Annotated in this window: 23 protein-coding genes; 17 read left to right on the top strand and 6 right to left on the bottom strand. The window is 56.3% G+C overall.

All coding sequences use genetic code 11. From position 1 onward, the window contains the following. Positions 1-34 precede the first annotated feature (34 nt). Positions 35-502: a DUF721 domain-containing protein gene (locus HZS81_RS00220; RefSeq protein ID WP_179928550.1), complete on the bottom strand. Its 468-nt coding sequence runs from the start codon at positions 500-502 to the stop codon at positions 35-37. A 521-nt stretch (positions 503-1,023) separates the two neighbouring features. Between HZS81_RS00220 and secA the strand changes: the two genes are divergently transcribed. The 3 genes from secA to HZS81_RS00205 all read left to right on the top strand — a co-directional run bounded on the left by secA (position 1,024) and on the right by HZS81_RS00205 (position 6,091). Continuing rightward, positions 1,024-3,762, top strand: a complete 2,739-nt coding sequence (gene secA, locus HZS81_RS00215; protein WP_179928549.1) for a preprotein translocase subunit SecA — start codon at positions 1,024-1,026, stop codon at positions 3,760-3,762. Positions 3,763-3,817: 55 nt separating this feature from the next. After that, positions 3,818-5,047, top strand: coding sequence for a bifunctional glutamate N-acetyltransferase/amino-acid acetyltransferase ArgJ (gene argJ, locus HZS81_RS00210; protein ID WP_179928548.1), 1,230 nt, complete (start codon positions 3,818-3,820; stop codon positions 5,045-5,047). A gap of 87 nt (positions 5,048-5,134) precedes the next feature. Further along, positions 5,135-6,091, top strand: a complete 957-nt coding sequence (locus HZS81_RS00205; protein ID WP_241697324.1) for a Nudix family hydrolase — start codon at positions 5,135-5,137, stop codon at positions 6,089-6,091. Between the two features lie 86 nt (positions 6,092-6,177). Here the strand turns inward: HZS81_RS00205 and HZS81_RS00200 are convergent, their stop codons facing one another. Together HZS81_RS00200 and HZS81_RS00195 are read right to left on the bottom strand one after the other, a co-directional pair. After that, on the bottom strand, positions 6,178-7,080 hold the full coding sequence (locus tag HZS81_RS00200; RefSeq protein ID WP_179928546.1) for a carbon-nitrogen hydrolase: 903 nt from the start codon (positions 7,078-7,080) through the stop codon (positions 6,178-6,180). After that, on the bottom strand, positions 7,077-8,150 hold the full coding sequence (locus tag HZS81_RS00195) for an agmatine deiminase family protein (protein ID WP_179928545.1): 1,074 nt from the start codon (positions 8,148-8,150) through the stop codon (positions 7,077-7,079). Before HZS81_RS00195 ends, HZS81_RS00200 begins: the two co-directional genes overlap by 4 nt. Before the next feature lie 124 nt (positions 8,151-8,274). On the opposite strand from HZS81_RS00195, the gene HZS81_RS00190 reads away from it, so the two are divergent. Beyond that, on the top strand, positions 8,275-9,516 hold the full coding sequence (locus HZS81_RS00190; RefSeq protein WP_179928544.1) for a lipoprotein-releasing ABC transporter permease subunit: 1,242 nt from the start codon (positions 8,275-8,277) through the stop codon (positions 9,514-9,516). A gap of 31 nt (positions 9,517-9,547) precedes the next feature. Next, the gene (locus tag HZS81_RS00185; RefSeq protein WP_179929000.1) at positions 9,548-10,288 is read left to right on the top strand and encodes an ABC transporter ATP-binding protein; all 741 of its coding nucleotides are present in this window, start codon (positions 9,548-9,550) and stop codon (positions 10,286-10,288) included. Here HZS81_RS00185 and HZS81_RS00180 read toward each other — a convergent pair. Beyond that, entirely contained in the window at positions 10,285-10,836 is a 552-nt protein-coding gene (locus HZS81_RS00180) for a DUF2062 domain-containing protein (RefSeq protein WP_179928543.1), read from the bottom strand. The genes HZS81_RS00185 and HZS81_RS00180 overlap by 4 nt on opposite strands. Before the next feature lie 100 nt (positions 10,837-10,936). Between HZS81_RS00180 and HZS81_RS00175 the strand changes: the two genes are divergently transcribed. The 8 genes from HZS81_RS00175 to HZS81_RS00140 all read left to right on the top strand — a co-directional run bounded on the left by HZS81_RS00175 (position 10,937) and on the right by HZS81_RS00140 (position 19,125). Continuing rightward, the gene (locus tag HZS81_RS00175) at positions 10,937-13,207 is read left to right on the top strand and encodes a DNA internalization-related competence protein ComEC/Rec2 (RefSeq protein ID WP_179928542.1); all 2,271 of its coding nucleotides are present in this window, start codon (positions 10,937-10,939) and stop codon (positions 13,205-13,207) included. Positions 13,208-13,344: 137 nt separating this feature from the next. Beyond that, positions 13,345-15,084, top strand: coding sequence for a lipid A export permease/ATP-binding protein MsbA (msbA, locus tag HZS81_RS00170; RefSeq protein ID WP_179928541.1), 1,740 nt, complete (start codon positions 13,345-13,347; stop codon positions 15,082-15,084). Then, positions 15,081-16,097 (top strand): tetraacyldisaccharide 4'-kinase, encoded by a 1,017-nt coding sequence (gene lpxK / locus HZS81_RS00165; RefSeq protein WP_179928540.1) that lies wholly within the window; start codon positions 15,081-15,083, stop codon positions 16,095-16,097. Before msbA ends, lpxK begins: the two co-directional genes overlap by 4 nt. Beyond that, entirely contained in the window at positions 16,097-16,306 is a 210-nt protein-coding gene (locus HZS81_RS00160) for a Trm112 family protein (RefSeq protein ID WP_179928539.1), read from the top strand. Before lpxK ends, HZS81_RS00160 begins: the two co-directional genes overlap by 1 nt. Then, entirely contained in the window at positions 16,307-17,089 is a 783-nt protein-coding gene (kdsB, locus tag HZS81_RS00155; RefSeq protein ID WP_179928538.1) for a 3-deoxy-manno-octulosonate cytidylyltransferase, read from the top strand. After that, positions 17,086-17,550, top strand: coding sequence for a low molecular weight protein-tyrosine-phosphatase (locus HZS81_RS00150; protein WP_179928537.1), 465 nt, complete (start codon positions 17,086-17,088; stop codon positions 17,548-17,550). Before kdsB ends, HZS81_RS00150 begins: the two co-directional genes overlap by 4 nt. Further along, positions 17,547-18,560 carry a UDP-N-acetylmuramate dehydrogenase gene (gene murB, locus HZS81_RS00145; protein WP_179928536.1) on the top strand — a complete coding sequence of 338 codons (1,014 nt, stop codon included), beginning with the start codon at positions 17,547-17,549 and terminating at the stop codon, positions 18,558-18,560. The genes HZS81_RS00150 and murB overlap by 4 nt, the downstream gene beginning before the upstream one ends. Before the next feature lie 121 nt (positions 18,561-18,681). Beyond that, entirely contained in the window at positions 18,682-19,125 is a 444-nt protein-coding gene (locus HZS81_RS00140; protein WP_179928535.1) for a GNAT family N-acetyltransferase, read from the top strand. Positions 19,126-19,150: 25 nt separating this feature from the next. Here HZS81_RS00140 and HZS81_RS00135 read toward each other — a convergent pair whose 3' ends face one another. Then, positions 19,151-20,086: a DMT family transporter gene (locus HZS81_RS00135; protein ID WP_179928534.1), complete on the bottom strand. Its 936-nt coding sequence runs from the start codon at positions 20,084-20,086 to the stop codon at positions 19,151-19,153. Positions 20,087-20,183: 97 nt separating this feature from the next. Between HZS81_RS00135 and HZS81_RS00130 the strand changes: the two genes are divergently transcribed. Further along, the gene (locus HZS81_RS00130; protein ID WP_179928533.1) at positions 20,184-20,672 is read left to right on the top strand and encodes a MarR family winged helix-turn-helix transcriptional regulator; all 489 of its coding nucleotides are present in this window, start codon (positions 20,184-20,186) and stop codon (positions 20,670-20,672) included. 73 nt (positions 20,673-20,745) lie between these two features. Next, a complete protein-coding gene (locus HZS81_RS00125; protein WP_179928532.1) occupies positions 20,746-21,210 on the top strand; it encodes a GNAT family N-acetyltransferase in 465 nt (154 codons plus the stop codon). A 108-nt stretch (positions 21,211-21,318) separates the two neighbouring features. Here HZS81_RS00125 and rne read toward each other — a convergent pair whose 3' ends face one another. Further along, positions 21,319-24,504, bottom strand: a complete 3,186-nt coding sequence (gene rne / locus HZS81_RS00120; RefSeq protein ID WP_179928531.1) for a ribonuclease E — start codon at positions 24,502-24,504, stop codon at positions 21,319-21,321. A gap of 666 nt (positions 24,505-25,170) precedes the next feature. Between rne and HZS81_RS00115 the strand changes: the two genes are divergently transcribed. Further along, complete coding sequence (locus HZS81_RS00115; RefSeq protein ID WP_179928530.1) at positions 25,171-26,109, top strand: RluA family pseudouridine synthase; 939 nt, start codon at positions 25,171-25,173, stop codon at positions 26,107-26,109. A gap of 17 nt (positions 26,110-26,126) precedes the next feature. After that, positions 26,127-26,789, top strand: a complete 663-nt coding sequence (locus tag HZS81_RS00110) for an HAD family hydrolase (RefSeq protein ID WP_179928529.1) — start codon at positions 26,127-26,129, stop codon at positions 26,787-26,789. Positions 26,790-26,802 lie beyond the last annotated feature (13 nt).

The raw sequence follows: 26,802 nt of genomic DNA, 5'->3' as shown, positions 1-26,802 counted from the left end.
CTTAGCCATATAAAGCACCGCTTCGGCGGTGCTTTTATGCATCTGGCGTTCGCTCTGCGTGTGAAGCAAGCTTAGCGAGTGCCCGTTTGAGAGCGGGATCGTCAGTGTCGCTGGCACAATCATTAAGCGTTTGCGCTGCCCTTGATGAGAGAACTCTTGAATTGCGCGGTGGCGGTGTTACCGGCCGCACGGGGCGAACTTTAAAGGTAAGCCCCGTCACGCCTTCAAAACCGGGAAGCTGGTGTAGCAATCCTAACAGGCGTGTTTGCTCAAAGCGTAGCCACGTTAACCAACTGGCCTGGCTGCTGATAACGGTTAGCTTTCCCTGGTGAAAGCCGCCAACAAAAACGTGCGCTCGCATTTCTTCGGGTAGGTGCGCTCGCAAATGCCGCTGTGCTTGGTCAATCAAACGTGACTGACGCATCAACAACCCCAGTTCGCCACGCTGATTGAGCAGTTGGGCGATGGGCTGTGCGCGGGAACGCTTAACCTTTATACTCATGCGCTTAACTCCTCAGCGTCCTATCACCTAGCAGGGGAGAATGACGGTTTCATTATTCATCAGCCAACACGCTCAGGAGCGCCTCACTGCATGCCTGCTACCTCAAACGCTACGTTGAGTTCGTCCCGGTCGCCACGCCGGTACGCCGCGGCGCGCTGGTGGTTAGCGGGGCTTCTGGTCAGCTGTTTGTTACCGGCAAGTTTACACCCGGCGGAAGCACTACGAAATGGTGAGCGCAGCGTGTGCACCTATCTTTGGGTGCCGGCAGTATTGCGTGCGCGGTCACGGAGAATCGCGCTTAAACGCCAGTTGCGGCATTATTTTGTCGTGCATTTTTCCTCGCTGCGCCGAGCACAGCATACATCAATCATGGTGCTTGTTCGTAATGTGGTCGTGGCCTTGGTCGCCGCGCAAGATGTACAGACACGGCGTGGGCCGCCAGGCAAATAGGTGACGAGTTAATGTCATTTGCCTGCTATCTGCAAGGCACACTCCACACTGCCTAGTTAACTGGATGTTTCATGATCAATAATTTATTGCGCAAGGTGGTCGGATCAAAAAACGACCGCGACGTTAAACGGATGCATAAAAGCGTCCAGCACATCAACGCGCTAGAGGGTGAGTTTGAAGCCCTAAGCGACGCGGAATTACAAAACAAAACGCTAGAGCTACGCGAGAGGCTCAACAACGATGAGCCACTCGATAGCTTGTTGCCTACGGCATTTGCGGTAGTTCGTGAGGCGAGCAAGCGTGTCATGGGAATGCGCCATTTCGATGTGCAGATGGTTGGCGGGATGACGTTGAACCGTGGCCGTATTGCGGAGATGAAAACCGGTGAGGGGAAAACGCTGGTTGCAACGCTTGCCGTCTATCTTAATGCACTGCCGGCTAAGGGCGTTCACGTGGTGACCGTTAACGACTATCTCGCCCGTCGTGATGCCGACTGGATGCGGCCACTTTATGAATTTTTAGGCCTATCGGTCGGGGTGATTTTTAGCGGCCAAACCGGCCCGGAAAAGCGTCACGCGTATCAGTGCGATATTACGTACGGGACTAACAACGAGTTTGGTTTCGACTACCTGCGCGATAACATGGCCTTTTCCCTCGACGATAAAGTACAGCGCGGATTGCACTATGCGATTGTCGATGAAGTCGACTCGATTTTGATCGACGAGGCGCGCACACCACTGATTATCTCGGGTGCGGTGGACGAGAACACCGACCTTTACGGCGTTGTTAACCGGCTTGCCCAGCACTTAGAGAAGGGCGAAGAAATTGAGGGTGATGAGCCGACGGTCGTCGGTGATTTCCTGCTCGATGAAAAGCACAAGCAAGTCGAGCTAACCGAGCAGGGCCACAATAAAGTCGAAGAGTTGATGCGGGCAGAAGGGCTGCTAAGCGAAGAAGATTCGCTGTATGCCGCCCAGAACCTCAACTTGCTTCAGCACATGCACTCGGCCCTGCGTGCCCGGCATCTTTATCACAAAGACGTTGATTACATCGTCAGTGAAGACCAAGTCGTCATCGTCGATGAGCACACCGGCCGCAGCATGCCCGGACGGCGTTGGTCGGAAGGTTTACACCAGGCCGTTGAAGCGAAAGAAGGCGTCACGGTTCAGCGTGAAAGCCAGACCTTGGCCTCAACCACATTTCAGAACTACTTCCGCCTCTACGAAAAGCTAGCGGGCATGACCGGTACGGCGGATACCGAAGCGTTCGAATTCCGCCAAATTTACGGCCTCGACGTGGTGGTCATCCCGACCAACCGGCCGCTCGTGCGGAAAGATTTAAACGACCTTGTTTTCCTGAGCGCCGAAGAGAAATTTGAAGCGATAATCAAAGACGTAAGAACGGAAACCGAAGCCGGACGTCCGGTTCTGGTCGGTACGGCTTCTATCGAAACGTCTGAGTATCTGGCGAATTTGATGCGTGAGGCGAAGGTCGATTTTAACGTCCTCAATGCGAAGCAGCACCAGAGCGAAGCCGAAATTATTGCCCAGGCCGGTCGGCCCGGGGCGGTTACGATTGCCACCAACATGGCCGGTCGTGGTACAGATATTGTGCTAGGGGGTAATTGGGAAGCCGAAGTCGCGAAGCTGGAAAACCCCACCCAAGCGCAGATCGATACGGTGAAAGCCGAATGGCAAAAGCGCCATGATTCGGTACTGGAAGCGGGCGGCTTGCACGTGGTGGGCTCTGAGCGCCACGAGTCGCGTCGGATTGATAACCAGCTGCGGGGCCGTGCGGGTCGTCAGGGAGACCCTGGCTCCACGCGTTTCTTCCTATCGCTGGAAGACAGTTTGATGCGTCTGTTTGGCTCGGATCGCGTTAAACGCTTGATGCAGGCACTAGGGCTTGAACACGGTGAGGCTATTGAGCACAAAATGGTCTCTAACGCGGTGGAGCGTGCTCAGAAGAAGGTCGAAGGACGCAACTTCGATATCCGCAAGCAACTTCTTGAGTACGACGACGTGGCCAATGACCAGCGCCGTGTTATCTATGAGCAGCGTAATGAAATCCTCGCCTCTGACGATGTATCAGACGCAGTTGTCGGCATCCGCGAAGAAGTCATGGAAGACGCCATCAGCGATTTCGTGCCACCGCAGAGCTTGGCGGAGCAGTGGGATCTCGCTGGGCTTGAGGCGCATTTGAAAACGGAGTTCAACTTAGAAGCGCCAGTGGTGCAGTGGGCCAAAGAGGATGAGCGCTTTAGCGAAGAAAAACTACGCGAGCGCCTGCAAACCATGCACCGTGAAGCCTACGCGGCCAAGGTGGAAGCCGCAGGTGAGACGCTGATGCGTCGATTTGAAAAACAGGTCATGCTGCAGGTGCTGGATACCCGCTGGAAAGAACATCTTCAGTCGATGGACCACCTGCGTCGAGGTATTCACCTGCGGGGCTATGCACAGAAAAACCCCAAGCAGGAATACAAGCGCGAGTCGTTTGAGCTATTTCAGTACCTGCTGACCAACATCAAAGCCGATGTGACACGTATTCTGAGTCACGTCCAAGTGCGTCAGCCGGAAGAGGTGGAAGCGCTTGAGACTCAGCGGCGCGAAGCGCTCGCACGCGAGCAGGCAACCGCTGACAGCCGCCACGATGACCCGGCCGCGGATAGTAGCAGCGACACAGAAGCCGAGCCGCTGCCGGGGGCCGATGGACGCCCAATGCGGCGTGAAGGACCCAAAGTAGGGCGTAATGACCCTTGCCCTTGTGGGTCAGGCAAAAAGTACAAACAGTGCTGCGGTAAGCTTAATTAAGCCTAAGCGTGGCTAACCCATTTTTGGCCATCTTCAACAGTGAAGGAAGGATGACATGGCGGTAGGAAACGTGCCTTTTCCGGCAATGCCCACGATCAAAGGTGTACGCCTTGGCAGCACCATGGCTGGGATTAAAAAACCGGGACGCCGCGACCTTGTGGTCATTGAGCTACCCGAATCGGCCACCATGGCGGGCGTGTTTACCCGTAATGCGTTTTGTGCCGCACCGGTACACGTGGCAAAAGCGCACCTAGCCGACTGCCAGACGCATCAGCAAACGCCGCGCTATTGGTTGATTAACACCGGCAACGCCAACGCCGGTACCGGTGAGGTGGGCATGCGTGATGCCAAAAAAAGCTGTGACGCCTTGGCCGAGCACGCCGGTGTCTCGCCGGAAGCGGTATTGCCTTTCTCTACCGGGGTGATTGGTGAGCCGTTGCCGATGGATGCGCTGCTTGCCGGTATTCCCGAGGCGCTTAAGACTTGCGATAGTAGCGGAGCCGCTTGGCAGCAGGCAGGCGAGGGTATCCTAACCACCGATACCGTCGCCAAAGGAGCTAGTATCGTAGTGGAGCTGGGTGACAAGCGCGTCACGATTAATGGGATTACCAAAGGGTCCGGCATGATTAAGCCCAACATGGCGACCATGCTGGGGTTTGTGGTAACGGATGCCACCATCGCGCAGCCGCTATTACAGCAGTTACTACGTGAGACGGTAGATCGCTCGTTTAACTGTATTACCGTGGACAGCGATACCTCGACCAACGATGCCTGCATGTTGGCGGCAACGGGTGAATCAGCAGTTATTGAAGCCCAAGAGGACATCACGATTTTCCGTAATGGCTTGCAGCGCGTCATGACAGAGCTTGCCCAAGCGATTATTCGTGATGGCGAAGGCGCGACCAAATTCGTCACGCTGCAAGTGGAGCAAGCGCAATCGCGCCAAGAAGCGCTGGATGTGGCGTTTACCGTCGCGCATTCGCCGCTGGTGAAGACTGCGCTTTACGCCTCGGATGCTAACTGGGGGCGTATTCTCGCCGCGGTTGGTCGTGCGCCGGTTAATGATTTCGATGTTAATCGTGTGGTGATTGACCTTGATGAAGTGCGCATTGTGGAAGACGGCGGGCGCGCACCCAGTTATAACGAAGAGGCAGGAAGTGCTGTGATGGCGCGTGAAGAAATTACCATCGGCATTAAACTAGGGCGGGGAGAACAGACCGCGACGGTGTGGACGTCTGATCTCTCTCATGACTATGTGTCGATTAACGCCGACTACCGAAGCTAAATCGTTCAAAGCGAAATCGAGAACAAGCCTGAGCAAGAGGATAGCGAAGTGGTGCGGTCGGTAAGCAAATTAGTGGATACGGATGCAATGAATGTAATGGTAAAACGACGAGTGCACGTTGCTGCGGCTGCAATGATTAGTGCCGACCAAAAGCAAGTATTGATCGCGCGTCGACCGTCTAATGTCGACCATGGCGGCCTTTGGGAGTTTCCCGGCGGTAAGTTGGCACCCTACGAGACCGGCCTGGAAGGGTTGAAACGCGAGCTTCATGAAGAGCTGGGGGTGGAAATTTCGTGTGCCCAGCCGTTGATTCGTGTGCATCACGAATACCCGGATAAGCACATTTTGCTTGATGTGTGGCAGGTCCATGCGTTCTCTGGTGAGCCATTCGGTCGTGAAGGTCAAGCGGTGCGCTGGGTGCCGATGAATGAGTTGGCCAACTACCCGTTCCCCGCCGCGAATCTGCCGATTTTACGTGCGGTCATGCTGCCTACCGAGTATTTGATCACCGCTGAAGAAACAGACGAAGCGCGCTTTGATGCTCGCCTTGAACGCGCCCTAAAGGAAGACAATATTCGTCTGGTGCAACTGCGTGCCAAGGAGCTTGATCACAACGCCTTTGTCGCGCGTGCGCTGCGTGCACTGGCTCTTTGTCGCCATTATGGGGCGCGTTTACTGCTGAACGCAGCGCCTGCGCTTTTAGACGATGTTGACGCTGATGGCATTCAACTGACCAGTGAGCGCTTGATGCAGTTAGAGCGCCGACCTATTGCGGAAAACAAGTGGCTCTCAGCCTCAACGCATAATACGGCTCAGCTGAAGCAGGCCGCAATGCTCGGCTGCGATTTCGTGACCCTCTCGCCGCTTCGCACGACACCGTCGCACCCGGACGTACCCCCGATGGGCTGGCATGATTTCCAGCAGCTCGTGGAGCGTGCGGGCATGCCGGTCTTCGCTTTAGGCGGGATGACGCGCTTTGATGCCAATCATGCTCGCGCCGTGGGCGCCCAAGGCATTGCTTCGATTCGCGATTTTTGGAAGTAAAGCTGAAAGGAGAAACAACCGGTAAACGCCACGGCCCGCTTTCATAGCGGGCCGTGGCGTTTTGATGGTTAGTCACGTTTTGATAGTTAGTCGCGGTAACGGCGGGTTAAGTCGCCGTAGGCGTCAATACGCCGGTCGCGCAGATACGGCCAGATGCGCCGTGTGTTCTCGCAGCGCTCCATGTCCAGTGTCACGACCAGCTGTTCGGTCTCTTCTCCCGCGTGGGCAAGCAGTTCGCCTTGGGGGCCGCAAATAAAGCTTCCGCCCCAAAATTGTACGCCATCGCCCAAACCTGACAGGTCGGCTTCAAACCCTACGCGATTCGCCGCCAGAACGGGTAAGCCGTTGGCTACACCGTGGGCGCGCTGAATCAGCGTCCAGGCATCTTTTTGCCGCTGTTTTTCGGCGTCATCGTCGCGCGGGTCCCAGCCGATAGCAGTAGGGTAGAGTAAAAGCTCGGCGCCGGAGAGAGCCATTAAGCGTGCCGCTTCCGGGTACCACTGATCCCAACACACCAGTACGCCGAGTTTGCCCACGGTGGTGTCGATGGGGGTAAAGCCTTCTTGACGGCTGTCGTCCACATCCCCCGGCGTGAAGTAAAACTTCTCGTAAAAGCCAGGGTCATCGGGGATATGCATCTTACGGTAGTGTCCCACGCGGCCTTTATCGCGGTCGTACACCACGGCGGTGTTGTGATAAAGCCCCGCTGCGCGGCGCTCAAAGATCGACCCCACCAACACGATTTCGAGTTCTTGGGCAAGCTGAGCCAAGCGTTGCCCGGTGGGGCCGTCGAGGGGCTCGGCAAGATCGAAAAGTGACGGATCTTCGTATTGGCAAAAATAGTGGGTGGCGTGCAGCTCTTGTAGCAGCACCAGTTCAGCTCCTTGCTTGGCTGCTGCGCGGATGCCAGCCTCGCTTTCAGCAAAGCTCCGGGCTTTATCGGGCCACGCGGGCTGCTGAACAAGCCCTACGGTCAACGTTGTCGTCATGATGACTCCTGTGCAAATAGCGCGTGATTGACGCTGCCTTGCGGTAGCTGCATGGTCAGGCAGTGCAGGCTGCCGTGTTGGCGAATCACACTGGTGCAGTCGATGGGAATCAACGTATGTTCGGGAAACGCCAAGGCCAGCGCATTCAGTGCGACCACATCAGCCGGGTCGGCGTAACTGGGCACGAGCACCGCGTCGTTGATAATCAAAAAGTTGGCGTAGGTGGCGGGGAGGCGATGACCATCTTCCGGGTCATAGCACGGCTCCGGCCACGGTAAAGGGATAAGGCGGTACGGCTCACCGTTTACTTGGTGAAACGCTTGTAACTCCGCTTCCATCGCTTTTAACGCCGAGAAGTGCGGGTCAGTGGGGTTGTCGCAGCGCACGTAGGCAATGGTATCCGGGGCACAGAAGCGAGCCAAGGTATCGATATGGCTATCGGTGTCATCGCCTTCTAGGTAGCCGTTTTTAAGCCATAAGAAACGCTCGATACCCAAATCGCGTGCCAGCTCGGCTTCGATATCGTCACGCGAAAGCTCGGTGTTACGGTTGGGGTTTAATAGGCATGCCTCGGTGGTGAGCAGTGTGCCCAAACCGTCGGTTTCGATGCCACCCCCTTCAAGCACGATATCGCGTGACGCCACAGGGCAAGCCCAGACGTCCGCTTCGTTGAGACGATGAGTAAGCTTATTGTCCCGCGTGGCGGGGAATTTTCCACCCCAGCCGGTGAACTGGTAGTCCAAAAGACAGAGCTCGCCTTGCGCATTGGCGACGCTGATAGGCCCGTGATCCCGCGCCCAGGTATCATCGCTTGCAGCCGCGAGGATGCAAAGAAGGTGCGGAGCGACGCCGTAAGCGGCAAAGGTTTGTGCCAAACGCGTTTGCGTCGCGCTGTCGGGCGCGCTAATAAGCACGCGCTGATAACGCACGCTGGCAAGAACAATACGCTCGAGCGTTGCCTCAATGCGGGATAGTAGCAGCGCCCAATCACCATCGGGGTGCGGCCAGGTGAGCTGAACGGCGTCTTGAGGGTGCCATTCGGGCAGCAAACGGAAAGTCGTCTTTGCCAACGTAAAGCCTCATGTGGGTCTGTACCAGAAAAACCGCGCCATGATAAACCTAAAGGCGCGGCGGGCACATGCAGGCAAGCGAAAAAAACCGTACCATGAGTGCTCGCTGATAAGGATGACCGCCATGCTTGATCGATTGCCTTTTCTGGTGGGGCTGCGCTATGTGCGCGCTAAACGCCGGAACCATTTTATTTCGTTTATTTCGCTTACCTCAATGCTGGGGTTGATGCTCGGGGTTGCTGTTTTAATTCTTGTGCTCTCCGTGATGAATGGCTTCGATCACGAGCTACGCACACGCATTTTGGGCATGGTGCCGCACACCAAAATTGAATCCCGTAGTGGACTTGTGGAGTGGGAGTCGCTGGCAAGCGAATTGGTTGAGCGCGAGCGAGTGATCGGCGCTGCCCCGTATGTGGAGCAACAGGGCATGTTTTCGATTAATGGCCGCAACCAAGGCGCTATGGTGAACGGCATTCACCCTGACTGGGAAAATCAGGTCTCGATTATCGGCGAGCATATGCGCCGGGGGAGTTTGGATGACCTTAAGCCTGGTGAATGGAATGTGGTTTTAGGCTCAATGCTGGCGCGCCAACTGGGCGTTGGTGTGGGGGATCGTGTCACGCTGCTGGTGCCCGAAGCCTCAATCACGCCAGCCGGGGTGTTTCCGCGCTTAAAACGCTTTACGGTCAGTGGGATTTTTAGTGTAGGCGCGGATCTTGATGCCAATTTGGCCTACGCCCATATAGAAGATATGCAAACGTTGGCGCGCTTGGGGGAGGCGGTTGGCGGTATTCGTCTCGAACTGGATGATCTCTTTGTAGCAGGCCAAGTAACTCAGGATATTGTCAATGATCTTGGGCCCAATTATCGCGGCAGCGACTGGACTTATTCCCACGGCAATCTGTTTCAAGCGATCCAGATGGAAAAGCGCATGATTGCACTGCTGTTGACGGTGATTATCGCGGTGGCCGCCTTCAATATCGTCTCGACGCTTGTCATGGTAGTGACCGATAAACGCGCAGACATCGCGATTTTGCGGACAATCGGCGCGACGCCGCGCTCGATCATGGGTATTTTTATTGTTCAGGGGTTGGCCATCGGGATGATGGGTATCGCCATCGGCGTCCTGGTGGGTGTTGTTCTTGCCCTAACTATCTCGGATGTGATTGGTTGGGTGGAAGCGGCACTGGGCATCCAGTTCTTAGACGCTGGTGTCTACTTCATCAGCGACTTACCCTCGCGCCTGCATTGGGACGATGTAGGCCGTATCGTGGCGGCGGCCTTTGGGCTGACGTTCCTCTCGACCCTCTATCCCGCTTGGCGAGCTGCCCGCGTACAGCCTGCCGATGTGTTGCGCTATGAGTAAGGATGCCGTTATGCCGATACCAAAATCGTCTATGCAAAAACCGTCTTCGCAAGAAGATTCTTCCACTGAGGACACTGTTTCCACAGAACCAGCGCCGGTGATGCTGGAGTGCCAAGCGCTGACGCGAACCTACAGCGAAGGGCCGCGCGAACTCACCGTACTGGATAATCTTTCGCTTAGCGTGCGAGCCGGCGAACGTGTCGCTGTGGTAGGGAGTTCGGGATCGGGCAAAACCACGCTACTGAATTTGATGGGCGGGTTGGACCGTCCCTCCTCAGGCAACGTGGTGATTGGTGGAGAATCACTGGCTGGATTGGGCGAAGCCGCACTGGGGCGTTTTCGCAACCGCTATATCGGCTTTGTCTACCAGTTTCACCATTTGCTGGCAGAGTTTACGGCGGTAGAAAATGCCGCGCTGCCGCTAATTATTCGCGGTCAGGGTAAGCGCGAGGCGGAAAAGCGAGCGCTGGCGCTGCTGGCGCGGGTTGGTATGGAAGATCGGGCGGATCATAAGCCCGGCGAGTTATCCGGGGGCGAGCGCCAGCGCGTGGCAATTGCGCGAGCCTTGGTGACCGACCCAAGCCTTGTGTTAATGGACGAGCCAACGGGCAATCTGGATCAAACCACTGCTGGGACGATTTTGGCACTGATGGATGAGCTGGCCAAAGAGAGTGCCTGTGCGTTTGTGATCGTGACGCACGACCCAGACCTTGCCGCCCACCAAGATCGCGTATTAAAACTCGATGCTGGGCAGCTTATCGCGCAGAGCTAATCGTCAAACTCTGACTCAATCTGTGCTCGGCGGCGCTGGCGTTTTTTACGCCGCTGCCGCCAATTGCGCGAGACGTGCCAGCGCCAAATCAACCGGATGCAAACGTTAGCAAGTAGCGCAAGGCATACGGCAGTGATTAGGGAGCCCAGCACCAGGGCCGGCATAATGTCATGCATCTGCTCGGCAACCCAGCGTGTGGAAATGCGGTCTGGTGCTTCGCGCACCGGCATATCGAGGAAAAAAGAGCCGATACGGTAGTTGCCAAAAAAAATCAGCGGCATGGTGAGCGGGTTGGTAATCCATACCAGCCCAATCGAAAGGGCAAGGTTGCAGCGCGTCACCTTCGCCCCTAAAGCGGCGATGAGCATTTGAAAGGGAATCGGCAGCATGGCACAAAAAAGCCCCACGCTGAAGGCGTTCGCTACACTGCGACGGGTGAGTAGCCATAGCCTTGCATCGGCGATCAACGGTGCGACCAGCCGCAACGAGCGTTGCCGCTTGAGGGTATCGGGCCTGGGCATGTAGCGCTGTAGAAACCGCCGCGGCATGGTCAATACTCTTGCCTAGTGAAGAGCCCATTATCCATATAGTGGGTGCATTCGGCTACGCAAGGGGTAGAGTGCTAGGTTTGCCAGGGAGGGCAGAAGAATGCAGTTAGGTATAGCGCTACCCGCAGGGCTGGCGGCGTTAAGCGGTGCAGCGGTAGCCCGTTCAGGTGTCGCCGTGCATTTTCCCGATCTGACCCTGAGCCTGTGGCTTGTCTCTGCGCTACTGCTCGCGATGTGGCGACCGCGGGCGCTGCGTTGGTGGGTAATAAGTGCTGGCGTATTATGTGCTATCCACGCCGAGCAGGGGCGCATACTGCCGCTTGGATTGAGCGGTGAAGATGTTCAGGTTGAGGCACGCGTTATTAGCGTAAGTGAAAGTGCGAATATCGCACGCCTGACACTGCAAGTGATTGAGTGTACCGGGCATCTCTCTAAGCCAAGCTGTGAACGGGTGCAAAAAGTGCGCGTGAGTGCCTATGACATGGCCGCTTTTCAACCTGGCGAGCGCTGGCAAATGACGTTGAGGCTGCGCCCGCCGCGAGGCTTTCGCAATCCTCATACGTTTAACTATCGCGCCTGGTTATGGCGTGAACGGATTCATGCCACCGGCTACGTGCGCCAAATGCCCGCCCCTTCACAGCAAGCGGACGCTCCCTTCTCGCTACGCCGCCATGCGCTAGCGTATTTGGCTGGGCAGTCGCTTGATGCCATCGCCAAGCGCTGGTTGGCAGCGCTAACGCTGGGTGATAGCGATGCGCTGACTGCGGACGATTGGTCACTGCTTAACGCCAGCGGCACGACGCATTTGGTAGTGATTTCCGGCCTTCACATCGGGCTGATTGCCACTTTTAGCATGCTACTCGCGCGTACATCAGCCCGGCTATTGACACCGCATAATTGGAAAATGCGCGCCTGGCCTTGGTGGATAGCGGCTGCCGCTACGGTGGCCTACGCCAGTTTCGCTGGGCTTGGGCCACCGGCTATGCGCGCGATGATTATGGCGTTAATGGGCCTCTGGGTGCTGAGCGGTCGCCATGCACCAGGGGCTTGGCAAGCGTGGTGGCTAGCCCTCTCGCTGGTGGTGCTATTTGATCCGTTATCCGTCTGGCGGCCAGGCTTTTGGCTTTCGTTTGTGGCGGTGGCTTGGCTGATTGTGATTTGGCAGGGGAAAACCCGCCCGCAAGGTATTCGCGGTTGGGTATGGGCGTTATGCCGTACCCAGCTTTTGTTAGCACCTCTTATGGCAGGGGCGGTGCTGCTGGCATTTGGCCGCGTATCGCCGGTTGCCCCGCTAGTAAACCTCTTTGCCGTACCGTGGGTAAGTATGCTGATGGTGCCAAGTGCACTCTTAGGATGGTTGCTGGCGCCAATACCGCTACTGGGCGATATCCCCTGGTGGCTCTTTAGTCAACTGCTTAAGCTACTACAACAAAGCTTGGAGATAGCCATCGCGTGGGCGCCGCTTTGGGAGCCTAACGCCCGCCAAGGTATCTCATTAGCGCTTGCCTTTATGTGGGGCGCACTCTGCTGGGGCTTGCCTGCCACGTCACGGTGGTTGCGTATCAGTGCGACAGGGTTGGTAGCTTTGATGGTCATCGCACCGCGTAGTGAACCCTGGCCCGAGGGCGCTTTGCGTGTGCGCGTCTTTGATGTTGGCCAAGGGCAGTTGGTGGAGCTGAAAAGTGGCCGCGGGCGGATGCTTTACGATACCGGCCCGCGTTTTCGTTCAGGGTTTATGCCGCTGGATACCCTCTGGCCGCCGGGTCAGCGTTTTGACCGCGTACTGATCAGCCATGCGGACAAAGATCATGCTGGCGGGGTGGAAGCGTTGATCGAGCAGCACAGCGCGGCACGCTGGCTGGCACCGCAAGGCGAAAGAATCGAAGGGCCAGAGATAACGCCGTGTCATCGCGGGCTGCAATGGCGGCAAGGAAGCGCGTTCTATGAGATTTTATGGCCACCCGAGGGAGATAATTCGCGCTCAGCCAATGATCGCTCTTGCGTGCTCAGCGTGCGCGTCGGCGAGCACGCATTGTTGATCACTGGCGATGTCGGGACTGAGGTTGAGCGCCGTTTGCTCGCCGATATTGACGCCCCGCTAAGCGTGTTGATCGCAGGCCACCACGGTAGCCACACAAGCTCAGGCGTACAGTTTGTGCGCCAAGCCGCGCCGCGCCATGTGATTTTCAGCGCCGGGCGAGATAATCCCTTTGGGCACCCGGCTGATCGTGTCGTGCGCCGCTTTCGCCGCGAAGAAAGCTGCTTATGGAACACGGCTCATGACGGCGCGCTGACGTTCTGGCTAATTCCTGGTGAGCCGCTGGCGGTGCTACCCACGCGAGACTGGCCAGGATCGCGCTGGCGGTGTTGATGCCGCAGGTGATGAGGTAGAATCCTGCGCACGTTAGCGAATGTTTAAAACAAACGTAAAACGCGTTGTTCACAACCTGTTTTTAATAACCGCTACTTCAAGAACGTGTTGCTACAAACTGATCGCCAGGAGCGCGTGTGACAGATTCCGGTTGGGCCATTTACAAACGTCTTTTAACTTATGTGAAGCCACATTGGCGGGCCTTTGCGCTGGCTGTCGTGGGTTTTACCATTTATGCCGCCTCTAGCACCGCGCTGGCGGAGTTGATGAAGCGGCTCATCGACGGGATTCAGAACCCCGACGCCGCCTTTCGCATTTTTTTGCCACTGTTCGTGGTGATCATGTTTTCTGCGCGTGGGTTGGGGACGTTTTTAAGTACTTATTTCATGGCCTATGTAGGGCGCTACGTTGTCCATACGCTGCGTTGCGATGTATTTGCCCACATGATGCACCTACCCGGCGTGTTTTTTGACCATCACTCGAGTGGGCACTTGGTGTCGCGAGTGACCTACCACGTTGAGCAGGTCGCTGGGGCGGCGACAAAATCGGTGACGATTCTGCTGCGCGAAGGCCTCTTTGTGATCGGGCTGTTGGGCTATCTTCTTTGGACCAACTGGCTTTTAACCCTGCTTTTTTTAACCGTTACGCCACTGATCGCATTGGTGGTAAGTTATGTGAGCAAGCGCTTTCGGCGTATTTCTAAACGTATTCAGCATTCGATGGGCGATGTGACGCACGTTGCCTCTGAGGCGCTCTCTGGCCACCGCGTGGTGCGAACCCACGGCGCTGAAGGTTACGAGATGCAGCGTTTTGCCCGGGTTAGCGAAGAGAACAGGCGCCAAAGTATGAAAGAGGCGATGACCAAAGCCATCAGCTCACCGATTATTCTGATGCTGGTCGCGATTTCCATGGCCGTGCTGGTATGGCTGGCCATGGCGCCGGCGCTGTTGGAAGACATGACGCCGGGAGAGTTTGTTGCCTTTATTACCGCAGCGGCACTGATGATCAAGCCCGTGCGCCAACTGACCGAAATTAATAGTGAAATTCAAAAAGGTATTGCCGCGGCTACCGAGCTGTTTGGGCTCTTGGATGAACCTGCCGAGCGCGATGATGGCAAGGTCGCCCCTCAGCGCCTGCAGGGCGAGGTGGTGCTGAATAACGTGCATTTTCGCTACGCGCATGAGCAGCCGAATGTGCTCCATGGGATTAACTTGCGCGTGGCCGCAGGTGAGATGGTGGCCGTTGTAGGGCGTTCGGGCAGCGGTAAGTCGACGCTGGTGAGTCTCCTGCCGCGCTTTTATAGCCCCACAGAGGGCACTATCACCATCGATGGCACCGATATTCGCGACTACCAGCTAAAGCCGCTACGCCAACAAATCGCGCTAGTGTCGCAGCAGGTCACGCTGTTCAATACCACGATTGCCGATAATATTGCCTATGGCGTGGATAACGCCGACCCGCAGGCGATCAAAGCGGCAGCGCAAGCGGCGTATGCCCATGAATTTGTCGAAAAGCTGCCCGATGGTTATCAAACCCTGGTAGGCGATAACGGTGTAATGCTCTCGGGTGGTCAGCGTCAACGTTTGGCAATCGCGCGAGCGATCTTTAAAGACGCGCCGATTCTGATTCTGGATGAAGCGACGTCCGCGCTTGATACCGAGTCGGAGCGCTATATTCAGCGGGCGCTAGAAACCGTTTGCAAAGGGCGCACTACGCTGGTCATCGCCCACAGGCTTTCTACCATTGAGCGCGCTGATCGTATTGTCGTGATGGAGCAGGGGCGCATTATTGAAGAAGGCAACCACGCAGCGCTTTTAGAATACGAAGGCGCCTATGCAGCACTTCACCAGCTACAGTTTCAGGAGGAGCGGGTGTGAGCGTTGCCGATCACTGGCTGGAAGCGGCTTATCAGGACCGTTTTTGGCTTTGGCCCCTCCGCCCGCTCGGTATGCTTTATCGTGCTGTAATGACGCGCCGTGAGGCGGCGTACCGTTGCGGAAAACGCGCGGTGTGGCAGGCCCCGGTGCCGGTGATTGTGGTAGGCAACATTACCCTAGGTGGCACAGGAAAGTCGCCCCTGGTGGCTTGGCTTACCCGCTGGTTGAGCGAGCGGGGCTACACACCTGGTATCGTCACCCGCGGCTATGGCGGCAAAGCGCCGAGTTACCCGCTGTGGGTGACGCCGGAAACGCCCGTCGCGCAAAGCGGAGATGAACCGCTGATGCTCGCCCAGCAGACTGGCGTGGCGGTGGTGGCGGACCCCCTGCGCGCCCGTGGTGCCAAGACGCTCGCGGCGGCAGGCTGTAATGTGATTGTAAGCGACGACGGCTTGCAGCATTTGGCGTTGGGGCGCGATATCGAGCTTGCCGTGGTGGATGGCGCGCGCGGGCTCGGTAACGGACGTTGCCTACCAGCCGGACCGCTACGCGAGCCACCGGAGCGCCTAAACCGTGTCGATGCGGTGCTGGTCAACGGCGAGTTACAGGCCGCGCTGATGGTGGCGTCAACGCCGATGCGTCTTGCGCCAATCGGTTGGCGCGAGCTTAAATCAAATAAGCACAGGCCGCTTTCGCCGCTGCCGTTTACGCCACCGGTGCACGCCTTGGCGGGGATCGGCAGGCCTGAGCGCTTTTTTACCACGCTAAAGGCGTTGGGTATTAGCGGCGAGTGGCACGCTTTTCCCGATCACTACCCCTATGATGCCGCGTCGCTGCGTTTTACACCTGCCGAAGATCCGCAGCCGCTGGTCATGACCGCTAAAGATGCGGTCAAATGCCGTGATGTCGCCCCACCCGATAGCTGGGTACTGGATGTGGAAGCGACGCTTCCGCCTGAATTCGAGCAGTGGCTAGCCGCACGGCTCGCAACCCTTTCCGAGGAGACGAACTGATGGATAAACAACTGCTAGCGATGCTGGTTTGCCCACTGTGTAAAGGCAAGCTCAAATATGATCGTGACGCCGGTGAGCTGCACTGCCTTTACGACGGACTCGCCTACCCAATTCAGGACGATATCCCGGTGATGCTGCCGGATGAGGCGCGCAAGATGGATGCCGACGAAAAGCTCCCCACCTCGCCTGGCCGCACCGGGGAGGCATAAATGGCTGCAGCTGATTTTATTGCTGTTGTACCGGCGCGCTTTGGATCATCGCGACTACCGGGCAAGCCGCTTTTACCCATTGCCGGCGAGCCAATGGTCGCCCACGTTTGGCGGCGCGCCTGCGAAAGTCAGGCGAAGCGCGTGGTGGTGGCCACCGATGATACGCGTATTCGCGACGCCTTGGCGCCCTATGGCGCCGAGGTAGTGATGACGCACTCAGATCACCCCTCTGGCACGGACCGCTTGGCCGAGGTCGCCGAGGCATTAGCGCTTAGCGATGACGCGCTCCTGGTCAACGTGCAAGGCGACGAACCGTTGATTCCGAAAGCGTTGATCGATCAAGTAGCCTTGCGTTTAGCGGACGATACCGAGGCTTCAATCGCCACCCTGGCTGAGCCGATCAACGATGTAGAGTCGCTATTTAACCCCAATGTGGTCAAGGTGGTGCGCTCGTTTGATGGGCGTGCGCTCTACTTTTCCCGCGCGCCAATTCCCTGGGACCGTGAGCACTTCGCTGCCCGCCCCGAACTATTGCAAACCGATGCCTGGCTGCGTCACATCGGCCTTTACGCCTATCGGGCCGGTTTTCTGTACGCTTATCGTGGCTGGCGACCAGCGAGCCTGGAACAGTTGGAGCAGCTTGAACAGCTGCGTGCACTGCAACACGGGCACGCGATTCAAGTGGCGCTAGCATGTGAGGTTAATCCACCGGGAGTCGACACAGCGGAGGACCTGGCGCGCGTCAGGGCACTGATGGAGCCATCGCAAGAGGAGACAAAATGAACGTATTGTTTGTTTGCTTAGGCAATATTTGTCGCTCACCCAGTGCTGAAGGTGTTTTTCGTCAAGTGCTCGACAACGCGAGCATGATCGAGCAAGTGGGCGTGGATTCCTGTGGGATCGGCCCGTGGCATGTGGGCAAGGCGCCCGATAAGCGTGCCCAGGCCGCTGCCAAACAGCGCGGCATTGATATTAGCGCGCTGCGGGCGCGGCAACTCGCTCCCGATGACTTCGCCGACTTTGATTATATTTTGGCCATGGATCACGATAACCTACAGGCGATTCGTGCGATGCAGCCAGCGGATTACGCCGGGCACGTGGGTCTGCTGCTGGATTTTGCCGGGCACGCCGATGCTGAGGTGCCAGACCCTTATTATGGCGGCGATCAGGGCTTCGAGGAGGTATTAGATTTGATCGAAAGCGCCTCTCGCGGTTTGCTTAATCACATTCGGTCGGGAGCATGAATTCAGTGCTTCACTGGCAGCGCGACGTAGATCTTAGCAATGCCAACACACTGCGCTTGCCTGCCAAAGTCGAACATTTTGCCGCGCCCGAAACGCTTAAAGCCCTTGCTGCCTGCGTGCACGATGCGCGCGAGCAAGGGTGGGCGCTTAATCTATTGGGCGGCGGAAGCAATGTGCTGCTGCCCGCGCGCCTGAAAGGCGCCGTGATACGCCCGCGTTTGCAGCAGTGGTGGTTACACGCGCGGAATGATGCCGTGATGGCTTACGTTGGTGCGGGAGTTAACTGGCATTCGCTGGTGATGACACTGGCACAGCGTGGGCTGTGGGGCGTTGAAAATTTGGCACTGATCCCTGGCGACTGCGGGGCCGCGCCGGTGCAAAATATTGGCGCTTACGGCGTGGAACTTTCCGATGTGCTGGAAGGCGTACAGGTAATGTCGCGCCACGACGAGACCCTGAGTTGGCTTTCCTTTGATGACTGCGCCTTTGGCTATCGCGATAGCGTGTTCAAGAGATCGCTTGTAGGTGAGGTGATTATTACCCGTCTTGCGCTTCGTCTTTCGCGCACAGCGCGCCCGATGCTGGGTTATGGGGATTTATCCCGCCGCGTAAGCAAGCAGCCAAGCAGCTTGGAAATCGCCCAAAGCGTGTGCCAAATTCGCCGTGAGAAACTACCCGACCCAACGCAGTTGCCCAATGCCGGTAGTTTTTTTAAGAATCCTTTGGTTAGCGCTGAAAAAGCAGAGAAACTACTCGCAAGCCATCCTGGCATGCCGCATTTCCCGCAGGCTGATGGGCGCTATAAAATCGCGGCGGGCTGGCTGATTGATCGGTGTGGGTTAAAAGGGGCGCGTTTTGGCGCTTTTGGTGTGCATGAGCATCAGGCACTGGTGTTAGTGCACTTTGGCGGTGGCGACCGCGCTGAACTTTTGCAGGTAGCCGAGCGTATTGCCGCGACCGTTCAAGCGCGTTTTGGCATCGCGCTGGAAATTGAACCACGTTGCCTGTAGTAGCAGGTAAATAGTGTCGTTAATATTTGGTTCTATATGTTTGTATCAACCCAGCCATCGCTTTATACGAGCATAGCAACTCTTGCAAAAAGTGCGTAAACGTCGCGCTAGGAATCAAGATATGACGCCTCTAATACGGCCTACTAACGACAAGGCGTTTGCAGAAAATTTAATTCGTCAAAACATGGCTGCCTACCATAAGCAGTTTGATATGCGTTGGGAAACCGCCTTGTTTGATAAACAGTGGGACGAGTTAGACAACTACGAGTTAGTCGTTGGTGATTGCCGGGCGGGTGTCTTGCTGCTAAATCACGATGAGCACGCCTACTACATTCGAGAACTACAAATTGACCCGCAGTGGCAGCGTCAAGGTATAGGCGCCGAGGCAATCCGCTACGTGATGGAAAGAGCCCAGCAAGCGGGTATTAACTTAATTCGCCTTCGTGTGTTTTGTATCAACCCCGCAATTGCTTTATACGAGCGCATGGGATTTCGGGTGCGGAAAACGGAAGGCGGGACTCACTATATGGAGCGGAGCATTAACGATATAAGTAATTTAGTTTAACGACTCTTGTTGAGTTCTTATTGGCTTAGTGAACCTGGGGACGATGCTTGGCTTTGCCAATATTGAGCAGGGCAATACCGGTACCAATTAATAGAGTGCCTAGTAGTAATCCCTCTGGGGTGGTTTCTCCCTGCACCAAGATGGCGACTGGAACGCCTACTAAGGCGCCGACGGAACCCAATAAACTCAGAAAGACCGGGCCGCCACTTTTCTGTAGAAGGAAGAGCAGTAAGAATTGGCCGGCGAAGACCATCGCCTGGAGTGCAATCAGCAAGAACGGCAGTGAGCGTTCTGTCGGAACGCTCAGTGAGAAGCCAGGCAGAAACCCCACGCTGAGGAGAATGATGGCCGCGGCGATAAGCATCCCTGGCGCCAACGCATCGCTGGATACGCCTGCTGGCCAGCGTAAGGTTCGGTAGAGGTTGCCGATAGCCAGCAGAACGGGGCCAATTAAAGCGAGGAGAATCCAGAGGTAATTGGCATCCGGTGCAGAAAGCTTATGGAAAGCTAGGGTGACGGCCCCCGCGAGGGCTGATATAACCCCCGTCGCACGCAACACCTGAAATCGCTCCATTTTTAACGCTAATGCGCCGATGTAGGTGAGTAGCGGTGGCAGAGTGATGATTAATGCCACGAACCCCGCACCCACATGGGGGATAGCTGAGAAAAAAAGCAGATTGGCACCCGCTACGCCCAGGAGACCTGAAATAGCGTAATACTCAACGGTACGGACGTTGACCGGCGGCAGATTGCCGCGGAAGGCCGCGAGTACTAACAAAATAAGCGCCGCCCCTGAAATTGACCAAAACAGAAAAGCGAGCGCCGGTAGCTGAATGTCACCGGCAAGTTTTGCCAAATTAGTCGATAGACCCAGCAAGGCACCACCAGATAACAGATACACCAGTGGGGCAAGCCAAGCTCTTTTGCGTGAGTGGGTGCGGGTAGTGCTTAATGATGTCATTCGCGTAGTTCTCATTGGTACCGTTTCGAAAGTGTCTTGATGTCAAGATATGTGTGATTAATCTTGACGTCAAGCTAATTAGGCGCAAAATACGCTCATGGATCATGTAGACAACATTCTCAAACAGTGGCGGCAGGAGCGGCCCGACCTCGATGTAGCGCCGATGGCTACCATCGGGCGGGTCAAACGGCTTAACCACGCTTTAATACGCGCAATGGAGAAGACCTGGGCGAAATACGGTCTGACTGACGCGAGCTTTGACGTTCTGGCAACTCTTCGCCGTGAGGGAGCGCCCTACGCGCTATCGCCGGGGGATTTGATGGCATCCACCATGGTGACTTCAGGCACCATGACTCACCGCATCAATCAACTGGAAAAGGCGGGTTTAATTGAGCGGGTCAAAAACCCCGACGATGGTCGTGGTTTTCTCATCTCTCTTTCCCAGCGTGGATTCGAGTTAATCGATGAAGCCGTTGTTGCTCATGTGGAAACCCAGGCGCAGCTGGTAAGCGGCTTGACTGTAGATCAACGAGCGCAACTCGATGAGCTGCTTAAACAGTTCTTGGCGGGATTGGAGCAGGCGTGAAGTGTGCCGTAGCGGCAGGTTAGCCGTTAAATGCCGACTTTACTGCACCCTAAATTATGGAGATATTGACTTCATGCCGTTACGTTTTAGCTGGTCTCGCCTGGAATCGTTAAGCGTGCTAAATTTTTATGAAATGGTCAAAGCACGCGAATCGGTATTTGTGGTTGAGCAGCAGTGCGCCTATCAAGAGGTCGATGAGATGGACCTCCATTCCTGGCATCTTTTCGCTTCTATGGAAGGGGAGCTGGCTGCTTACGTAAGAGTAGTGGATCCGGGAGTTAAATATTCTCAGCCTTCCATTGGCCGAGTAATGACGCTGGTGAAGTTTAGACGTCGTAAAGTAGGTCGTGCGCTGATGATTGAAGCCATTCGTTTCACAGAGCAGACGTTCCCTGGTATGGATATTAAGATTGGCGCACAAGTTTACTTAAGTGAATTTTATCAATCATTGGGGTTCAAGACAGTCAGCGAACCATACGATGAGGATGGCATACGTCACATTGATATGTTGAAGCCCGCCGTCAAAACTGCAGCTTAAACTAAAGGATTCAGCCACCACGATGACCTAACCCACACATCGAGAAGCGCTATAAAAAAAGCCCAGAGGTGTCGCCTCTGGGCTTTTACCTTTCGTGACGATTACGGTTTATTCACCGCTAGCATCCTGCTGCTGGCGCTTGCGTAACTCACGAGGGTCATTATGTGCCCGACGACGGCGACGCGATTTGGCCGCTGCTTGGCTCTCAGCGTCACCTTCAGCCTGTTTGGCTGCTGGTGCTTTCGCTGTTTCTGCTGGCTGCTCTTCGCCGCTAGCAGGCGTTGTCGCTTGCGAATCAGCGGCTGCGTTTTCTGCTGTGGCAGGCGCCGTTTTGTTCGTGTCAGCGCTTTCCGTCGTGGCGTCAGGCTGGCTGGAAGCTGAGTCCGTCTTTGCTCCAGGTGCTGATTCGGCCTTAGCTTCTGGTTCAGCTTCAGGTGTTGTTTCAGCCTGGGCGTCTGGTTCCGTTTGAGGTGCGGCTTCCACCGTAGGTTCTGTTTCCGTTTCAGGGGCTGCCGGTGTCTCTGCGTTGGCTTTCGCCGCCGGTTGAGCCTCGTCCTCCGCTTTCGGCTGAGCGTCAGTGGTTGGCTGAGTCTCCGTGTCCGTCTTGGCTTCTTCGGTTGGCGCAGCTGGTGCAGGCTCGGTGCTGGCAGTAGGCGCTGTAGCGTTCTCAGCCTTTTCCGCAGCTTTTGCCTTTTGCTCGCTTGCCTCCGACTCAGGCTTGGCTTCTGACTTAGGTTTTTCTGACTTAGGCTTGGTCGCTGACTTAGCGTCCGTTTGCGCGTCGTCAGATTTGGCCTCTGATTGAGCTTCTGGTGTAGCCTCAATTGGCGCTTTTTGCTCCTGAGTAACTGCTTCTTTCTCAGGCTCAGGTGTTGAAGCCTCTTCAGCAGGTGTCTCAGCTGCTTGTGCTTGCAACTTCAGCTGCTCAGCTTCCGCTTTGGGGTTGATAGCGTGTTGGCGCGAGCGACTGCGCGGATTGTTGCGAGTACGCTTCGGCTTGCCATCGTCCTGCGCAGTGGCTTCGGCATCAGACTCGGCTGGAGCTTCTTTACGCGATGGTTTTGGCGATGACTTGCTGCTCTCGTCCGACGCATCTTTCGCCACATCCGGCTTTTTTGTCTCTTGCGGTTGAGCCGTTTCATTGCGCTGGCGATTATCTTTGTTATCGCCTTTTTCTTGCTGCGGATGACGACGACGATTACGGGTGCGGCTTGGGCCGCTGCGTTTCTCGCCGTTGTCTTCTTTTCCGGCACTCTCTTTACCCGAGGAATTCTCTTTACCAGAGGGCGTGTCACCCGCGGGCTTATCACCTGATGACGTATTGCGCTGTGTACTACGCGACTCGGCGTCTTCTTGGCGCTTCGCTTTAGGTTCAGGCTTCGCGTTGGCTTTGTCGTCCGCCTTGGGACTCTCTTTGGCGTTGCCCTTGGCAGTGCCTTTGGCACTTTCACGACGGGGGTTATCGCGACGTTGCTCGCTGGGCTTGCGCTTCGGCGTTTGCGTGCGGGGCGTAGACGGTGCCGCTTCTTGCTGGGTGCTACGCTCTTGTTCGCTACCGAGCTCGCTATCGTTGCCTAAGAATTTGGCCACGCCACGAATCATGCGGCTGAGTAGCGTGGTAGCGTCCGCCTCTTTATTATCGGCAGGTTGGCTGGGCGTGGTGTCATTTTGCAGCGATGCCGGGGCGGGCGCATTGTGCACGACACTTTTGACGGCGGCTTCCGCACGTAGGGCAGGGGGGGTGAAACTCGGGTCTGGCTCTTTGCCAACATCGGTATCTGTTGAAAGCTCAAAGCTTGAGAGCGTTTGCGTGTCGTCTTCGTCGAGGTGGTCGTCGCGGAGACGCTGCACATCGTAGTGAGGGGTATCCATATCAGGATTGGGCAACAGTACGACGCGAACCTCTTGGCGGGCTTCGATATCTGCCAGCACACTGCGCTTCTCGTTAAGCAGATAAGTCGCGACCGGCACGGGCAAGATAGCCCGGATTTGCGCGCTGCGCTCTTTCATGGCTTCTTCTTCGATCAGTCGCATGATCGAAAGCGAAAGCGAGCGTACATCGCGGATGGTGCCTTGGCCGTTACAGCGTGGGCAAACCACACCGCTGGTTTCGCCGAGCGAAGGCCTTAGACGCTGACGCGACATCTCCATCAGCCCAAAACGTGAAATGCGACCAATCTGTACCCGGGCACGGTCGAGTTTCAGCGCGTCGCGCATGCGGTTTTCGACCTCGCGCTGGTTGCGCGCAGGACCCATGTCGATGAAGTCGATCACGACCAAACCGCCAATATCGCGCAGGCGTAGTTGGCGGGCGATCTCGTCGGCGGCTTCGGAGTTGGTTTGCAGTGCCGTTTCTTCGATATCGCTGCCGCGTGTTGCGCGCGCAGAGTTGATATCAATCGATACCAGTGCTTCGGTGTGGTCGATCACAATCGAGCCGCCGGAGGGGAGTTTTACCTCGCGCTGGTAAGCGGTTTCGATCTGTGATTCGATCTGAAAGCGCGAAAAAAGCGGCACTTCGTCAGCGTAGAGCTTAATTTTTTGCTGGTACGACGGCATCACCTGGCGGATGAAATTGAGCGCGTCGGCGTGAATCTCCGGACTATCAATCAGTACTTCGCCAATATCTTGGCGTAAGTAATCGCGCATGGCACGAATGATGACGTTGGATTCGCGGTAGATCAAAAACGGCGCAGAGCGTTTGCCTGCTTCAGTGGTGATGGATTCCCACACTTGCACCAAGTAATCCAAATCCCACTGCAGTTCTTCGGGCGAGCGGCCGATACCGGCAGTGCGCACGATCAGGCCCATCTTGTCCGGCACGGTGAGCTGGCCCATGGCCTCTTTTAACTGGCTACGTTCTTCGCCCTCAATGCGGCGTGAAATGCCTCCCGCACGGGGATTATTGGGCATCAGTACCAAAAAGCGCCCTGCAAGGCTAATAAAGGTCGTTAGGGCGGCACCTTTGTTGCCGCGCTCCTCTTTATCCACCTGGACAATGACTTCCTGGCCCTCTTTCAGCACTTCTTTAATGCTGGGGCGGCCAGATACATCTTTGACAAAGTAGTCGCGCGATATCTCTTTGAGCGGCAGAAAGCCGTGGCGCTCAGCGCCAAAATCGACAAAAGCCGCTTCGAGAGAGGGCTCGACGCGGGTGATTTTGCCCCGGTAAATATTGGCTTTTTTCTGCTCCCGAGAACCGGACTCGATATCCAAATCGTACAGGCGTTGACCATCGACAAGCGCGACGCGCAGCTCTTCTGGCTGGGTCGCATTGATGAGCATCCGTTTCATGTTTTCTCACATAGCGTTGCGTGCCGGCGATCCGTTAAGTTCAGAACAGTCAGTACGGAAAACAGACGACTGATAACTTAGTACGAATGACGTAAAGCAAATCGCGTTGCTGCGTGCTTGTGCTCGGGCATAGATATGCTGACGCATTAAGCCGGATGGTAGTTGCCAACCCGGCTGGTTTGGGCGTTGAGTACGTGGCGGAGGCAGGACATATCGCGGTGGCTGTCATCTCCATCCGGTCCTGCTGACTCCGCCAACACCTGGCATTCATCGATTTACCAACGTCGGCTACCGGCACAACGTTGAACTTAGTGCCCGTCGCTCAATCTGCCCTATGACATTAGGCAATTTGACGGCGGACGTGGCGTTTATCTTTTACGACTTCTCACTGCCGTTAATTTGCGTTAATGGCAGCGATCTGACTTTTTAATCTTCTGACGTTAGTGTTTTCACTCGCGCCAGTGTTTTTGTTAGGCGCATATGACCATGCGTACACGGCCATTTCCGCCTTGCTCTGGCCTGCGTGTTGGTCGGGCAGGCGCCTTTGGCCACATGGAGGGCGAGCGCTTTCGAATATACCAGTAAAGCGCTATGCCAGCAATTGACGCAATGCGCAGGCGTCTACGCTAGAATGCCGCTTTTGGCATAGAGCAGGAGCGCACGACCATGGCCGAAGGGCGTGAAGTGCAGTGGGTCGATATTGCCCCTGAGCAAGCAGGACAGCGAATCGATAATTTTTTAATGACACGATTGAAAGGCGCCCCGCGTGCGTTGATTTACCGCATCGTGCGTAAGGGCGAAGTGCGGGTGAATAAAAAACGCGTCAAAGTCGACTACCGCCTGCAAGGCGGCGACGTGGTGCGCGTGCCGCCGCTGCGCCTGGCACCGCGCGAAGCGGTCAAAGACGTCAGCGACAACTTGCGTGATGTGCTGCTGGGTAGCGTTATCATGGAAGGGCCGGATTGGCTGGTGCTCAACAAGCCTTCAGGGCTTGCGGTACACGGGGGAAGCGGTGTCAAAATCGGTTTGATCGAAGCATTGCGCCAAGTGCGCGACGATCTCTCTTTTTTGGAGCTGGTGCATCGCCTTGATCGCGATACCTCAGGCTGTTTGTTGCTGGCAAAATCCCGCGAGGCGTTGGTCACACTCAATACATCTTTAAAACAACACGCCATGGAAAAGCGCTATTGGGCACTGGTGGCGGGGCGCTGGCCGGCGCGTAAAACCTATGTCAGCGCAAGGCTTGATCGCTATGATGCCGGTAACGGCGAACGCCGGGTTCGCGTCGATCCTAATGGTAAAGTGTCCCGCACGCGTTTTGCCGTGGTGGAAGCCTTTTCACGCGCTACGCTGATTGAAGCCGAGCCTGTCACCGGGCGTACGCACCAAATTCGCGTTCATGCGGCGCATGCTAGGCATCCTCTGCTGGGGGATGACAAGTATGCCAGCCGTGATAGCCGGCAGCTCTCGCAGCATTTGGATGTTGGGCGGCTATTTCTTCATGCTCATGCGTTAACCTTTCCCGAGCCGACCAATGGTCGTCCCGTCACCGTCAAGGCCGCGTTGCCCGAGGCCCTTGAGACGGTGCTACAACGTGCTCGCTAGTAACCGACAGGCCAGATATGCGTTTTGAACTTGTGATTTTTGACTGGGACGGCACATTGATGAACTCTGTGCCGCGTATTGTATCGAGTATGCAGTCTGCCGCGCGCGAGGCGGAGTGGGGTGATCTGCCGGGGCCGGCGGTCGAGGATATCATCGGGCTTGGGTTGCCAGAAGCGGTGGATAAGCTCTGTCCTGGGATTTTGCCCGAGCAGTCGGCACGCCTACGCGAGCGCTATGCGCATCACTTTGTGCATGCCGACCCTACGCCGATGACGTTTTTCGACGGTGTGGAAGCGTCTCTGGGTGCGCTACGTCAGCGAAAAGCGTTAAAGCTTGCCGTGGCCACAGGCAAAACCCGCCGTGGGTTGGACCGCATTTTTCGTGATACGCAAAGCGGTGATTGGTTTCACGCCAGCCGCACGGCGGATGAAACGCGCTCCAAACCGCATCCGCAAATGCTTAGCGAGCTGTTAGACGAGCTCAATGTGCCGGTTGAGCGCGCGGTGATGGTGGGCGACACCGAGTATGATCTGGAAATGGCGCGGGCGATAGGCATGTCGCGGGTAGGCGTTAGCTACGGCGTGCACTCGGTTGAGCGTCTTTTCGTCAGTGAGCCGGAATATATGGCCCATAACGTAGAGAGTTTATTTGATTGGCTGCACCGTGAGTGTCGTCAATGATGCGTAATACGGC

Source organism: Vreelandella salicampi (assembly GCF_013415105.1).
Classification (GTDB): domain Bacteria; phylum Pseudomonadota; class Gammaproteobacteria; order Pseudomonadales; family Halomonadaceae; genus Vreelandella; species Vreelandella salicampi.
This window is presented reverse-complemented; position numbering and strand designations above follow the sequence as displayed.

Excerpts from the sequence above, each read along its gene's own strand:
- HZS81_RS00220 (WP_179928550.1), bottom strand. The coding sequence starts at position 502 with ATGAGTATAAAGGTTAAGCGTTCCCGCGCACAGCCCATCGCCCAACTG.
- secA (WP_179928549.1), top strand. The coding sequence starts at position 1,024 with ATGATCAATAATTTATTGCGCAAGGTGGTCGGATCAAAAAACGACCGC.
- argJ (WP_179928548.1), top strand. The coding sequence starts at position 3,818 with ATGGCGGTAGGAAACGTGCCTTTTCCGGCAATGCCCACGATCAAAGGT.
- HZS81_RS00205 (WP_241697324.1), top strand. The coding sequence starts at position 5,135 with ATGAATGTAATGGTAAAACGACGAGTGCACGTTGCTGCGGCTGCAATG.
- HZS81_RS00200 (WP_179928546.1), bottom strand. The coding sequence starts at position 7,080 with ATGACGACAACGTTGACCGTAGGGCTTGTTCAGCAGCCCGCGTGGCCC.
- HZS81_RS00190 (WP_179928544.1), top strand. The coding sequence starts at position 8,275 with ATGCTTGATCGATTGCCTTTTCTGGTGGGGCTGCGCTATGTGCGCGCT.
- HZS81_RS00185 (WP_179929000.1), top strand. The coding sequence starts at position 9,548 with ATGCAAAAACCGTCTTCGCAAGAAGATTCTTCCACTGAGGACACTGTT.
- HZS81_RS00180 (WP_179928543.1), bottom strand. The coding sequence starts at position 10,836 with ATGCCGCGGCGGTTTCTACAGCGCTACATGCCCAGGCCCGATACCCTC.
- HZS81_RS00175 (WP_179928542.1), top strand. The coding sequence starts at position 10,937 with ATGCAGTTAGGTATAGCGCTACCCGCAGGGCTGGCGGCGTTAAGCGGT.
- HZS81_RS00160 (WP_179928539.1), top strand. The coding sequence starts at position 16,097 with ATGGATAAACAACTGCTAGCGATGCTGGTTTGCCCACTGTGTAAAGGC.
- kdsB (WP_179928538.1), top strand. The coding sequence starts at position 16,307 with ATGGCTGCAGCTGATTTTATTGCTGTTGTACCGGCGCGCTTTGGATCA.
- HZS81_RS00150 (WP_179928537.1), top strand. The coding sequence starts at position 17,086 with ATGAACGTATTGTTTGTTTGCTTAGGCAATATTTGTCGCTCACCCAGT.
- murB (WP_179928536.1), top strand. The coding sequence starts at position 17,547 with ATGAATTCAGTGCTTCACTGGCAGCGCGACGTAGATCTTAGCAATGCC.
- HZS81_RS00140 (WP_179928535.1), top strand. The coding sequence starts at position 18,682 with ATGACGCCTCTAATACGGCCTACTAACGACAAGGCGTTTGCAGAAAAT.
- HZS81_RS00135 (WP_179928534.1), bottom strand. The coding sequence starts at position 20,086 with ATGACATCATTAAGCACTACCCGCACCCACTCACGCAAAAGAGCTTGG.
- HZS81_RS00130 (WP_179928533.1), top strand. The coding sequence starts at position 20,184 with ATGGATCATGTAGACAACATTCTCAAACAGTGGCGGCAGGAGCGGCCC.
- HZS81_RS00125 (WP_179928532.1), top strand. The coding sequence starts at position 20,746 with ATGCCGTTACGTTTTAGCTGGTCTCGCCTGGAATCGTTAAGCGTGCTA.
- rne (WP_179928531.1), bottom strand. The coding sequence starts at position 24,504 with ATGAAACGGATGCTCATCAATGCGACCCAGCCAGAAGAGCTGCGCGTC.
- HZS81_RS00115 (WP_179928530.1), top strand. The coding sequence starts at position 25,171 with ATGGCCGAAGGGCGTGAAGTGCAGTGGGTCGATATTGCCCCTGAGCAA.
- HZS81_RS00110 (WP_179928529.1), top strand. The coding sequence starts at position 26,127 with ATGCGTTTTGAACTTGTGATTTTTGACTGGGACGGCACATTGATGAAC.